The sequence below is a fragment of the Alkalibacterium sp. s-m-28 genome, from assembly GCF_054658175.1.
In genome coordinates this window covers 1-13,463 of sequence record NZ_BAAGIQ010000062.1, presented here as the reverse complement: position 1 = coordinate 13,463, position 13,463 = coordinate 1, and the positions used below count along the sequence as shown (strand labels likewise).

The following is a 13,463-nucleotide window of genomic DNA, read 5'->3' as shown; positions in this document are numbered from 1 at the left end:
CTGTTGGTACTTCAATTATAGCCGGTGGGGCTCATTTTGTCTTTAAAAAAGAAACATCCCTCGACCATTTTTTTCTCAAAATCGGTCGAGGGATTTATTCATTTTAGGGGAGTTTTTTCCCAGCCCCTCCTATAAATTATTTGAGAACTGACTCTTTCTTCACTTCTTCATCCCGGCCTAGCTTTTCCGGAGTTTTTGCTCTGACATCATACAGCTTTTCAAACTCATGGGCAATTCGATTGGTACCTTTGAGTATTTCACTGCGGGTGATGATGCCTTTGAAATAATTATTGTCATCTACTACGGTGATGAAGGCATGATTGACTAAGGCATGAAGAACCTCTTCCAGTTCAAAGTCTTCTTTCACCACAGGATAGTCTGTATCCATTACTTCTCTTACTTCAATTTCTCCCAATTTCTCAAATTCGACATCTTCGATATTCATGATTGCCTGAAATATTGTGGGCATGGATATTAGCCCACACATTTTTGATTCATCATCAAGAACGGGAACAACTGCATATTTATCAGATGTTAAAATAAGTAAGGCGTGATTCAGTCTGTTCTTTAAACCTACGACAGCAACTTCTTCTGCAGGTTTGACAAGGGACCTTTCACTAGAAATAAGTAATGATTTTATTTTCTCACCTATCAATTTATTCACTCCTCGTATCCAGTCTTCTCATATATTTTACCCTTTCTGATATATTATCCCAACTAAAAAGGTGTATAAGGTGAATTTTCTTAGAATAATTTTACACGTGTTTACCTTAAGCTAGAATATGATGGATTAAGTCATTATAATAATGGCAATATGATGAGAATCCTGATCAGTCAGTGAGATTAAATGATTTAGTCAGTTCTTTAACTTCATTATGATCACGGTCATAGTATGTGAACGAGACCTGGTGATTGTCTTTATCCAAATCCATGATCAGATATGTGCCTATCTCTCGGTCTCTGGGCTGGGCAATGCTTCCGGGATTTATGAAAAAGATGCCGTCTTCTTCTTCAACTTTCGGGATATGGGTATGTCCGTAAAAGGCGAACTGACAGTTCTCTTCTAGTGCACGTGTCTTCAGCTCATTATAGGACCGCTTCACGCCATGGCGATGTCCGTGGACAATCAGGAAGCGGTCCCCTTCCAGTTCCTCCACTCGTTCAGATTTAAAGCCTTCTGCTATATCCATATTCCCTTTAACTGTTTTGAAATTCTGCCACAACGGATGGGTTTCAAGTAGTTCTGAGTCCCCGCAGTGTATCCACTCATCGGCTTCTTCCTGATAAATCGAAAGAAGTTCTTCCATATAGTAGGTATTGCCATGATTATCACTGACGCAGATTATTCTCATTGAGCTTTCCTCCTCATTGGTTTTGAAGCCAGTAGTCGAAAACATTTTCCAAATTTTCCAGTGCCACTGCCCTATGACTGATTTTATTTTTTTCCTCCTCAGTCAGTTCTGCCATGGTCTTTTTCTTGTCCTCCAGATAGAACAGAGGATCATAACCGAATCCGTTTTCTCCTCGTGGGACACCCATTATTTTCCCGGCTACTTCCCCATCGACTACCAGAGAGTTTTTGCCTGGCATCGCAAGAGCAAGTGAACAGTGGAAGACAGCTGTCCGGTCTTCATCTTTGACATCTGCAAGCTCATTCAGCAGTTTAGCGTTGTTTTTTGCATCATTCTTCTCTTCTCCAGCGTAACGTGCCGAATAGACTCCCGGCTGACCATGAAGAGCTTTTACTTTCAAGCCGGAATCGTCCGCAAGCACAAGCGTCTCAAACTGTTCAGCTATCGTTTCTGCTTTAAGCAGGGCATTTTCTTGAAAGGTAATTCCTGTTTCTTCAATATCCGATACCTCGGGGTAGTCGAGAAGTGTTTGTACGGCATAGCCCTTCTTATTGAATAAAGCTTCAAATTCTTTAGTTTTTCCTTTATTCCTTGTTGCGATCACTATTGTCTTGGTCAGTTCATTCACTTAAATCAATCCTTCTAATGATATATGTGCTATTTCCAGTGAATCATTCTCCATCCATTCAGCTGCGATTACTCTGAACAGTTCTGCATCTCCAGTCGTGAATATTTTCATCATCGGAGACTGGTGGTCTGCTTCCGCTTCGAGTTGTTCCTCTTTAAGAACATCTCTGATTGATTCTGCAGTCAATGCTCCGGAATCAATCAGCTTGACTTCTTCGCCCATCACTTTCTGTATATAGTCGGACAGGAGCGGAAAATGTGTGCAGCCTAATATCAGCGTATCTATAGTCTGTATTTTCAGAGGTGCCAGCTTTTCAGCTACGACCTGTTCTGCATCTGGACCAGTGTGCTGATTTGCTTCCACAAGATCGACAAATTCTGGGCAGGCCAGGCTGGTAACCTCTACAGCTTTTCTTTCTCTTGCAATCGACTCTGAATAGAACTGCGAGTCTACTGTACTCTGAGTTGCGAGCACTCCTATGTGCCCTGTTTCAGATAGTCGGGCTGCTTCTCTGCTTCCGGCACTGATGACGCCGATTACCGGGATACTAAGTTTTTCTTTCAGGAGAGTAAGTGTTAATGCTGTGGCAGTGTTGCAGGCTATGACGATCATTTTTACATCATGAAGCAGTAAAAAATTCACAAGTTCTTCCGTATACTTGATAATTTCTTTTTCTGTGCGGTTACCGTAAGGATTTCTGGCACTGTCTCCGATATAGATGAATGATTCATCAGGAAGCAGATGCTTGACAGCTTTTAAAACGGTCAGACCTCCAATTCCAGAATCCAGTAACCCTATGGGTCTATTTGACATACATAACAACCTTTACTTTCAGACATCACAAACACTGATGTCATAAATTTAGTTAATAATTGACAGACTTTATCGATCTGACTAGAATCCAGAACACAAACACTGTAAAATAGTAACAGATGTTCCGGTCTCTATATAATTATAAAGAATCCGGCTATAAATATAAAGACTTGTCGCTCCCATTATAGAAGTCAGGAGTCAAAACGGACATCATTCAATTTATTTTTTATAATTATCTACTATTGATCGAGGTGAAAGAATGACTAGTAACACAAACCAGCATCCCCCGCATCAAGGCATTTTACTTCTTAGAGATTCACTGCTTCCTAATCTTCTGAAAGAAGACCAGTCTGAGATATTATACTGGGCCGGAAAAGAGCTCGCCAGAAGCCATACCTTTACCAGCCTGGAAGACATCATCTCCGCTGTAAAAGAAGCTTCTTTTGGCACCTTGACGCTTCTGGAACAGAAGAAATCATCTTATCTTTTCCAGCTTCACGGTGAGATTGTTCATTCAAGACTAAGTGAGCATACGGATGCTGATTTTTCTCTGGAAACAGGTTTTCTGGCACAGGCCATACAGACTTACACAGAAACCTATACTGAAGGATCATTCAATATCGTCAGAAAGAAGAAGGTTGTAGAAATTATTCTTCAAGCTGACAGAAAAGAATCTGTGGACTAAAAGTGTAAGAAGGCAGATAGTTTAGCAATCGTATTTGACCGACAGTTTAGTGAACTGTTGCTCACTATTGCTTATGTATCTGCCTTTTTCTGCAGACATAATTTCATTGAATTTACTCCACTAGCGGCACTCATACTGACCAGTTCAACGTTATTGTTTCCGAACTGCACACCTGAGACAATCTGACCATATGCCTTGAACCGTTGAAGGCAGTTTCCGGAAGCATCTATTACGCTCATGCTGGGATAATCAATTTGAATTCCACCATATTGGTAAGGGACGATTATGCCGCTGCTTACAAGATTCCTGATCAGGGGCTGCTGCAGGCTTAATGAACGTTTCAAGTCGGTATCCTGTCCCGTACAGTTGACTACAACATCTGCATAACTCATGTCTCCCTGCTCCGTTTCCAGCTCAAACTCTGAATTCTTTTTCGTTATCTTTTTCAAATCTTTTACTACTTTAATATCCTCTTTGTAGAGATGCTTGATTAAATAAGTGGCAGTTTTTTGAGGCAATGGCGCTTTGAATCGCTGCCACTGCTTTCCGTAAGTCTGTATAAATTCATCTTTATCTTTGTCCGGCAGATTGATCCAGATGATAGGGTAACATTTTCTCATGTGTCGGATCAGCGACTGGAATTGCCCCAATGCATCTGTATACGTCAGGTCCATGGCCATTCCCCGCATCGTTCCTTTGCCTAAATTCTTCCATATCCATTCTGTATCGATGCCATGCTCATCCATTTCTTTTAAAAACCAGTCTTTAACAAGAGAGAGTGTGATCTGTTTTCCGCCGGCAATCAGATCGCTTACTTTATCAGGGCAGAAGTAATGCATCGTGACTGAGGGCTCATTCCCCCTCACTGATGAAAATAAACCGTCTCTTGAGTAAAATGTAATTTCAGAAAGTGGGTATTCTTTTCTCAAAAACAGCAAGGCGTCCAGAGCAGTAAGCCCTGTTCCGATCAGAGCGATTTTTTTCTGTTCAACCGACATCATTAATTGCTTGTCAGCGGGATATGGATCGTAGATATACCCTGGTGTCCCGATCAGCTGGTACGGGTCTTGATAAGCTAGGTGTCCGGCTGTCAGATGGACCATTTCAACCCGCTGTCTGGTCTTTTCTGTCACGATTCTATAGATATCCTCATCCAGCTTTTCAATATTCTGTACGTCTTCGTATATCACCGTGTAATTCAAAGTCTCTAGCCAGATGCTCATCCTCTCTTTTAAATACTCTCCGAACCAGCTTCGCGGAAGATGAGAATGGTAAACCGTTTCGGCTGATTTATTTTCTTTAATCCAGTCCAAAAAATCGTCCGGATTATTCGGATCAATCGTCATCGTTTCTGTGTACTGATTGATCAGCAGACTTTCATCATCTGACCGGTAAGGAAAGCCTGTTCCGAACTGATCAGACCGGGTATAGAGAAGAAGTTCCAGACCAGCTCGTTCTTCTGACGAAAACTGCCTATTCATTTCTCTTATAATGCTGATACCTGCTACACCCATTCCTACGATAGCTACTTTCATTCTTGTCCTCCTAAAACTTAATCGTACTCCCTTCATTTTAACAGATAATCTAGTTTCTAGGCATAAAAAAAGTGCCACCCTATTCCTCTTTAAAAGAAAAGATAAACACTTTACTGTTATAAATTGACATTTAATGGCACACTGTTGATAACCGTCGTTTCATTATCAACCATTTTAATAAATCGTATCTCACGGGCATCCCAGCTCATCAAGTCATTGAAAGAGTAGGCATTTTTACGAAGAACAACATCCAATGGACAATCAAGTTCATCGTCTGCATTATAAAAGACATCGCGGTCCTCTACCTGGAGTTCCACTGATTTATCTTTACATTCAATTATATACTTGTACTGAATCGTTGTTGTCAGCACAGTTTGACATTGTTCATTCTGTGACATGTGACCACTCTCCAAACTGAAAAATATGTATAAATGATCCACAGGGGTTGTAGAAAAGATTGAATGTTCAGATCTGGACTGTTATTTAATCCTGTTACACCACTATTCTATAATAGTCTTCATTAGAATGATAGGCTCTTTCGGTCTATTACCGATTATATCCATTGAAATGTCATAAAGCATTCACATTTATACACTTAAATCATTACAGATTCTGTCTACTATTTTGGACTATCTTTTGATATCTTTCAAGAGAACGCTTTTAACTATTTAAACATAATTACATTAAGGTTATATGACAAGATTGTATTTTTTCGTGAATTACCAGTGTAGTGCATAACTTAGGTATTGTAACTATTCTAATCCACTTTTCAGGGTCTGAACATAAAAATTCCGCCACCCTATATTAAGGCAGCGGAATGTTTGTCGAACTGATGATTATTTGTGTTTAGCCAGCGTTTCTTCGATCTGTTCTTTGCTGTGGTAACCGATCAGCTTATCTACGACTTCTCCGTCTTTAATTACAAGAAGTGTTGGAATACTCATGATACCAAACTTGCTTGGTGTCGCCTGGTTTGCATCAACGTCCATTTTGAAGTAGTCCACACTGCCGTCGGATTCTTCGTTCAGCTCGTCGATGACCGGTGACTGCATACGACAAGGCCCACACCATGTTGCCCAGAAGTCGACTAAAGCCAATCCTGAATTTGTTTCCTGTTCAAAGTTCTGATCTGTTAATTCTCTAACCATTATTGAACCTCCTATAAGTTTACTGAACTCACTTATTAAAAGTAAGCCCCTTAATCCATTGTCAGTATAGCAAAATTTAGTACCCTTGTCTAGCTTTTGAATCTGATTATTTAAAGGTCACGATTGTGGCACCACTTCCGCCCTGATTTGCCGGAGCATCTTCGTAAGTTTTGACTTGAGAGTGTTTTTTAAGATATTGATGCACACCTTTTCTGACTGCGCCTGTCCCCATACCATGAATGACAGTCACTTTAGGGTAGTTGGCAAGTAGAGCCTGGTCAATGTATTGATCCACGCGATTGACTGCTTCTTCCACACGTTCGCCGCGTACATCGATTTCAGTCGACACACCGGATGATGAGGTCCTTTTGACTGACACCCGGCGGTCCGCTTCCTTCTCATCTTCGATCTGAATAAGATCGGCTTCAGGCAATTTCATTTTCAGCATCCCCATCTGCACGACCCAATGCTTCCCATCAGCTTTTTCAATGATCGTGCCTTTCTGTCCGAAAGACTGAACGGATACAGAATCGCCTACTTTAAGTGTCTTTTTCTGCTTCTGCTTCTGAAGAACTTTATTTTTCTTAAGCGTCTCTTCTTCTTTTCTCAGTCCGGACAATCTTGACTGGGCATCGATCAGTTCATGTTCTTTCAGATTACCTTGCTGACCGCCGTCAAGCTGACGCTGTCTCAGCTCCTTAATGATTCGTTCAGACTCTTCTCTCGCCTTGTCAACAATAGCATTGGCTTCTTTTTCTGCTTTTTTCTTCAGCCTGTCTTTTTCATTCTGATAGTCTTCGAAGGCAGTCTTCAATTCCCTATGAAGTGCCTGAGCCTGTTTCAAGTCTTTTCTTGCCTTGTCAGCCTGCTGTTCGGCTTCATTTCGTCTTGTCTCCAGATCCTGGATCATCTGGTCTACACTCTGGCTTTCTCCACTCATCAGCTGTCTGGCAGAATCAATGATCATGTCATCCAGTCCAAGACGTTTGGCAATCTCAAAAGCATTACTGCGTCCAGGTATCCCTATAAGCAGGCGATAGGTCGGGCTGAGTGTATCTACATCAAACTCCATGCTGGCATTGATCGTTTCCGGGCGGTTGTATCCATATGCTTTCAGTTCAGGATAATGGGAGGTGATCATAACAAAACTGCCTCTCTGAGCGATAGCATCAAGAAGCGCAATGGCCAGCGCCGCCCCTTCCTGAGGATCGGTCCCCGCTCCAAGTTCATCCAGAAGAACCAGACTTTTCTCATCGATTTGTTCAAGAATCGATACGATATTAGTCAGATGTGATGAGAATGTTGACAGACTCTGCTCGATCGACTGCTCATCTCCAATATCAGCGAGCACACTGGAGAAGATCCCCATTGTACTGTCTTCTTCAACTGGCAGGAAGAGCCCCGACTGGCCCATCAGCTGCAGGAGACCTAAGGTTTTAAGAACCACTGTTTTTCCGCCGGTATTTGGTCCGGTAACGATCATCGTCTTGTAGTCTTCACCAATAATGATGTCATTTGCTACAACTTCCCCTTCATTCAGAAGAGGATGACGTGCCTTTATCAACGCAACGTGATTGTCTTCTGACACATCAGGTTTCACTGCTTTGGTAGCCTGGGCATAACGACCTTTGGCCTGAATGACATCCAGCTCGACTAGACTGTTCAGTTGAGCCGAGATAGCTTCTCTGTATGGGTCGATTTCTTCCGTCACTTCTTTGAGAATACGGTCGATCTCATTCCTTTCAGCCACCTGATACTGTCTTAACTGGTTGTTCAGATCGACCACGCTTTGCGGCTCTATAAAGAGTGTCTGTCCCGTTGAACTCTGGTCGTGGATTACCCCTCCAAATGTATTTCTGTTTTCCTGTTTGACTGGAATCACATATCGGTCATTTCTCATTGTAATAATAGCGTCAGTCAGAAAACGGGCTTGGGGGCCTCTGACTATGCTTTCCAACTTCTGGCGGGTACGGCTTTCCGTCTGCTTGATGCCTTGTCTGAGTCCTTTAAGCTTGGAACTGGCATCGTCCAGCACATATCCCCCTTCATCGACTACAGAAAATATAGTCCGCTCAAGTTTAGCAAAGGTATACAGCCCACTGACTTTCTCATACAGCTGTTTTAAAGGGACCGCTTCTTCCTGTGCTTTAGAAAAGAATGTTTTTATTTCACGAATTGTTTTCAGTATTCGACCGATCTGCGCTAGTTCCAGACCATTGAGCGTTCCCTGTATCCGCACCCGGTTGAGGTGAGGACGAATATCTTCATAGGCTGCAAGCGGCATTCCTCCTTTTAGTCTCAGAAGCAAGACGGCGTCTTCCGTTTCTTCAAGCTTTGCAGTGATTTCTTTACTGTCTGTTATTGGATGCAGCTGACGCGATCGTTCCCTTCCTAATGAAGAAACGGTATATTCGGATAACTGCTGTATAACTTTTTCAAATTCCAGTTTTTTAAAGGATGCCTGAACTGTCTTCATTCATTTTCTCTCCTTATTGTTCCCACTTATAGCGGGAGCCTTACTAATTTTCTTTTAAGTCTTCGGACAAAAAAGGATGGCCTCCAGAGCCTCATACTGTCTCCTTCGATCCATCCTCCATTTATACATGTCTATTCTTCAAGTCCTTCTATGACCCACCATTCGTAAAACTGTCCGGATAATTCCGGTGTCGTCGTTACAATATTTCGCGCCACATTGCTTGCTTCAAACTGGTTCTGAATGATCGGCAGTGGTACGGTCGATAGGACGAACAGTACTAGAAACAGCCCGATGTAGTGGACCACAAAACTGATCAGTGCTCCTCCAATAGCGTTGAGGGTTCTGACAACTGGGATGTCCGCCAGGAAATTGAACAACCCGCCGATCAGTCTTGTCACCAGCCAGCCTGCAAACAGGATGAGGATAAATGAAATCCCTTTATAGAAAGCCCCGTCAAGATTGAACAGGAGATCCATGCTGTATAAAACGAATGGATTGGCCGATGTCGACGTAGGTGTCGGATAGGGAATCATCATTTCAGCAAAGCCACTGAGCTGCTGATAGTAGGTCAATGCAAACCAGAATGATAAAGCATACCCGATAGTCAGCACCAGCTGAAGGACGAGTCCCCGTCTGGCTCCGCTGTACAGGGACAGCAGTAGTATAAATAAAATAATAAACGTTAATATCATAATTGTCTCCTTGTCTGAAACAACAGAAGCCGATTCTGCTTTTACTCTAAGTGTTCCAGTTTTTTCTTGATGTCTTCCAGTTCTTTGCGCATAGTCAGCTGGTCAGATACAGCATTGATTGCAAGCAGGATCGCACGCTTTTCGTTACTTAAACCCTTTGTGAGTTCTTTTAACTGCTTCATCTGTTCATCCACTGTTTCAGCTACGGTTTTCATGTGTTCCTGTGATTTAGGTCCAACGATAGTGTAGCTCTCTCCGTCAATGGTTGCTTTATAACGTCGCTTTCCCTCCGGCATGAAAAAGCCTCCTCGCTTCGCAAATTCTTTCTTATAATAACATGAATCCATGATTTATGCATTATATCGACCGTCATTTCTGAAATTTCGAGCTCTTCTTCTGACACTAAACAAAAATGCTGCCTTTCCCTTCTCAATTAAAGACCCTGCGTCTTTAATGTGAGAGGTAATCGGCAGCATTTACCTATTTATTGCTCAACTAAAAGTCGATTTAACGAATGTCAGCCTGGACTCGCTCGACCAGTGCCTGTTTCACTTTTTCGAAGTCTGAGTTGACTTCTTCTTCTTTCAAGGTCGCTTCCGGATTCAGATAAGACAAGGTATAAGCTAGAGATTTCTTGCCTGCTTCGATATTGTCTCCCTGATATAGATCGAACAGGCGGATTGAACGAAGCCATTTGCCTCCTACCTCTGTCATCACATTCATGACTTCTGCGTGAAGAACGGATTCATCTACGACAAAAGCAATATCTCTGGATGTCCCAGGGTATTTGGGAATCGATTCATAGGACAAAGTGTCCTGTTCATTCGCAAGGAATGGTTCCATATTCAATTCAAAAACAACAGTATCATTCAAATCACGGTCCTGAGCAAGCTGAGGGTGCAGCTGTCCAATAACTCCGATGTACCGACCGTTCCATAATACTTTAGCGGTACGCCCTGGGTGCAGTTCAGGCAATTCTTTAAAAGGGACGAAGGAAATGCCTTCAATAACGCCGAGAGTATCGAGCCACTCTTCCACGATGCCTTTGACCGCAAAGTAATCGACACGTGTTTCAGTTTCCTGCCAGCTGTTCTCCACTAATGAGCCTGTCATGACGCCTGCCACATGAGTCGTTTCTTTCGGCAAGTCTTTTTCCTGTCGGGTAAAAATGCGTCCAATTTCAAACAAGGCCACATTCTTTGTCTGACGGGCGACGTTATACTGAACATTGTCGAGCAGGCCACTCAAAAGACTTTGTCTCAAGGCTTTATGCTCTTCGCTCATCGGCCAGTCGAGTTCTACTGGTGCGCTCTCCTCCAATGAGAAGGCTGCTGCTTTTTCTGTAGTAGTCAATGCATAGCTGATTGCCTGCCCCAGTCCGCAACCTTCCATATAATGCCGGGTGAAACGAGTCAGCTTCTGGGCATGAGTCAGTTCTCCCGGTACTGATTCACTGCGAGGCAAGGTAGAAGGGATCTGATTGTAGCCGTAAATACGGGCCACTTCTTCAAGAAGATCCGCTTCAATACTGATGTCCCAGCGTCTTGGAGGAACCGTTACACTGATTTCATCCACAGTCACTCTGTTTTCGAAACCCAGTCGGCTAAAGATATTTTCAACTTCGCCAACCGTCAAGTCAGTACCAAGAGAGCCATTTATTTTATTTAGAGTAGTCGTTACAGTCTGATAAGCAGGTTCTTCCGAGACAACTTCTGCCGTACCGGATACGACCTGCCCCTTACCTAATGAGGCAATGAGAGCCGCCGCATGGTCCAGCGCATCCTGCACTGTTTCTTTGTTCAGGCCTTTTTCAAACCGTGAACTGGATTCACTTCTCAAGTTCAGTGCCTGTGCAGTCTTACGGATTAGGCTGGATTCGAATACAGCTGATTCCAGTGCAACAGTTTTTGTTTCTCCGGTGACATGTGTATTTTCTCCACCCATGACTCCTGCAAGAGCAACCGGATCTGCTCCATTAGTGATGACGAGATTGTCTGAGGACAACTTTCTCTCTTGTCCATCCAATGTGACTAGAGTTTCAGATCCTCTGGCACGTCTGACCAGGATGTCTTTTGAGTTCAATGCATCATAGTCGAAGGCGTGAAGAGGCTGACCATATTCAAGCATGATGTAGTTTGTCACATCGACTACTGCATCGATCGGACGGATGCCTGCATGCATGAGTTTGCGCTGCAGCCACAAGGGACTTTCAGTTACAACAAGGTCCTTGATAACTCGCATTTTATAGATCGGGTTGTCTTCACTGTTCTCTACTGACACATTGACATATTCATCTACAGAATCCGTCGGGTCTTCGCTCAGATTGACTCCAGTAAACTTGGGTGTCTGTTCAAGGATCGCTCCAGCTTCATAAGCGACACCTCTCATACTCAAGGCATCGGCCCTGTTCGGTGTGATATCCAGTTCGATGAATGCATCATTCAGACCAAGATACGGCAGGGCATCTTCTCCAATTTGAGCGTCTTCCGGAAGCACATAAATACCATCCTCAGAATTTTTAGGAATCACTGAGTCAGAAAATCCCAGTTCTTCAAGCGAACAGATCATCCCATTTGAGACGACTCCTCTCAGCTTGCTTTTCTTGATCTTCAATCCATTCACCAGACGTGCGCCCGGCAAGGCGACAATGACTTTTTGTCCGGCCTTTACATTCGGTGCGCCGCAGACGATCTGTATCGGTTCGTCCTGTCCGACTTCTACTACAGTTACGTTCAGGTGATCGGAATCTGCCATACGTTCAGCAGTCAGCACATGACCGACGACGATATTTTTCAGTTCATTGGCCGGTTCACTCACACTGTCGACTTCGATCCCAGTTAGTGTGATCTGTTCTGCCAGATCACGAGGAGAGACCCCTGACAGGTCCAGTGATTCATTCAGCCAGTTATAAGATACTTTCATGTTATTCTACCCTTTCCTCTTGAATTGTGTTAAGAAACGCTGGTCGTTCAAATAGAAGTGACGGATATCATCCACTCCATATTTAAGCATGGCAATACGGTCTGGCCCTAAACCAAAGGCAAAGCCACCGTATTTAGATGAATCCACGCCAGACATTTCCAGCACATTCGGATGAGTCATACCGGCACCCAGGATTTCGATCCAGCCGGTTTTCTTGCAGACGTTACATCCTTCACCGCCACATTTAAAGCAGCTCACATCCACTTCAACAGAAGGCTCTGTGAACGGGAAGTAACTTGGTCGCAATCTGATTTCTCGTTCTTCGCCGAACATTTTCTTAGCCAGCAGTTCCAGGGTCCCTTTCAGATCGGCCATAGTGATATTCTCATCGATGACCATCCCTTCGATCTGGTGGAACTGATGAGAGTGCGTCGCATCATCCGTATCTCTTCGGTACACCTTACCAGGGCTGATCATTTTCAGAGGCCCTTCTGAAAAGTCGTGATTCTCAAGCGTACGCGCCTGAATTGGTGAAGTATGTGTACGCAACAGCACATCCGGCGTGATGTAGAACGTATCCTGCATATCTCGGGCCGGGTGATTCTGAGGCAGGTTGACCCGTTCGAAGTTATAGTAATCAGACTCCACTTCGTTTCCTTCAATAATCTGATAACCCATACCTAGAAACAGATCCTCTATATCTTCCATGATCTGAGTAAGCACGTGTGTCTGCCCCTTTTTCACCTGTCTACCTGGAAGCGTCACATCGATTGTTTCTGCTTCTAGCTGTTTCTGTAATGATTCTTTTTCAAGGCGTTCCTTTTTCTGAGTAAGCACGGCAGTCAGTTCGTCTCTAACTTCATTCGCTTTCTTACCGATAACTGGTCGCTGCTGCGGCGAAACATCTTTCATTCCTTTAAGAATACTCGTTATTTCCCCTTTTTTCCCTAAATAGCTGACACGGATCGCTTCTATTTCCTTTACAGAATCAGCTGAATCGATGTCAGTGACTGCTCTAGCCAGTACACCTGTTAATTGTTCTTCAATTCCCATCTTCATACTCCTTCAATAAATTATTTAACATAATCGAGTAGGAGACTAGTCATTAATTGACTAGTCGACCTCTCACACCACCGTACGTACGGTTCTCGTATACGGCGGTTCAATAACTTGAATATCTCTAACGTTCATACAGTAGTATTAAATCTTTTA

11 protein-coding genes and 1 pseudogene are annotated in these 13,463 nt (G+C 43.3%); 1 reads left to right on the top strand and 11 read right to left on the bottom strand.

The features are described from left to right. Window positions 1-136 precede the first annotated feature (136 nt). From cbpB to racE, 3 genes and pseudogenes are all read right to left on the bottom strand, one after another. Window positions 137-655 (bottom strand): cyclic-di-AMP-binding protein CbpB, encoded by a 519-nt coding sequence (gene cbpB, locus ACYQ4S_RS08590; RefSeq protein ID WP_459770596.1) that lies wholly within the window; start codon window positions 653-655, stop codon window positions 137-139. A gap of 175 nt (window positions 656-830) precedes the next feature. Beyond that, window positions 831-1,352, bottom strand: coding sequence for a metallophosphoesterase (locus ACYQ4S_RS08585; protein ID WP_346024343.1), 522 nt, complete (start codon window positions 1,350-1,352; stop codon window positions 831-833). Between the two features lie 13 nt (window positions 1,353-1,365). Further along, window positions 1,366-2,793: pseudogene (gene racE, locus ACYQ4S_RS08580) on the bottom strand (glutamate racemase). A 259-nt stretch (window positions 2,794-3,052) separates the two neighbouring features. Between racE and ACYQ4S_RS08575 the strand changes: the two are divergent. Next, complete coding sequence (locus tag ACYQ4S_RS08575) at window positions 3,053-3,478, top strand: YslB family protein (protein ID WP_346024344.1); 426 nt, start codon at window positions 3,053-3,055, stop codon at window positions 3,476-3,478. Between the two features lie 71 nt (window positions 3,479-3,549). Here the strand turns inward: ACYQ4S_RS08575 and ACYQ4S_RS08570 are convergent, their stop codons facing one another. From ACYQ4S_RS08570 to pheS, 8 genes are all read right to left on the bottom strand, one after another. Further along, window positions 3,550-5,013 (bottom strand): FAD/NAD(P)-binding protein, encoded by a 1,464-nt coding sequence (locus ACYQ4S_RS08570; RefSeq protein WP_459770594.1) that lies wholly within the window; start codon window positions 5,011-5,013, stop codon window positions 3,550-3,552. A 116-nt stretch (window positions 5,014-5,129) separates the two neighbouring features. Continuing rightward, a complete protein-coding gene (locus ACYQ4S_RS08565; protein WP_459770593.1) occupies window positions 5,130-5,411 on the bottom strand; it encodes a hypothetical protein in 282 nt (93 codons plus the stop codon). A gap of 438 nt (window positions 5,412-5,849) precedes the next feature. Beyond that, window positions 5,850-6,161: a thioredoxin gene (gene trxA, locus ACYQ4S_RS08560; protein WP_459770591.1), complete on the bottom strand. Its 312-nt coding sequence runs from the start codon at window positions 6,159-6,161 to the stop codon at window positions 5,850-5,852. Window positions 6,162-6,267: 106 nt separating this feature from the next. Beyond that, the gene (locus ACYQ4S_RS08555; RefSeq protein ID WP_459770589.1) at window positions 6,268-8,637 is read right to left on the bottom strand and encodes an endonuclease MutS2; all 2,370 of its coding nucleotides are present in this window, start codon (window positions 8,635-8,637) and stop codon (window positions 6,268-6,270) included. Window positions 8,638-8,768: 131 nt separating this feature from the next. Next, window positions 8,769-9,329 carry a CvpA family protein gene (locus ACYQ4S_RS08550; protein ID WP_091266287.1) on the bottom strand — a complete coding sequence of 187 codons (561 nt, stop codon included), beginning with the start codon at window positions 9,327-9,329 and terminating at the stop codon, window positions 8,769-8,771. Window positions 9,330-9,370: 41 nt separating this feature from the next. After that, window positions 9,371-9,625, bottom strand: a complete 255-nt coding sequence (locus ACYQ4S_RS08545) for a cell division protein ZapA (RefSeq protein WP_091482258.1) — start codon at window positions 9,623-9,625, stop codon at window positions 9,371-9,373. A 211-nt stretch (window positions 9,626-9,836) separates the two neighbouring features. After that, a complete protein-coding gene (pheT, locus tag ACYQ4S_RS08540; RefSeq protein ID WP_459770586.1) occupies window positions 9,837-12,251 on the bottom strand; it encodes a phenylalanine--tRNA ligase subunit beta in 2,415 nt (804 codons plus the stop codon). Window positions 12,252-12,257: 6 nt separating this feature from the next. Then, window positions 12,258-13,304, bottom strand: a complete 1,047-nt coding sequence (gene pheS, locus ACYQ4S_RS08535; RefSeq protein ID WP_346024350.1) for a phenylalanine--tRNA ligase subunit alpha — start codon at window positions 13,302-13,304, stop codon at window positions 12,258-12,260. Between the last annotated feature and the right edge of the window lie 159 nt (window positions 13,305-13,463).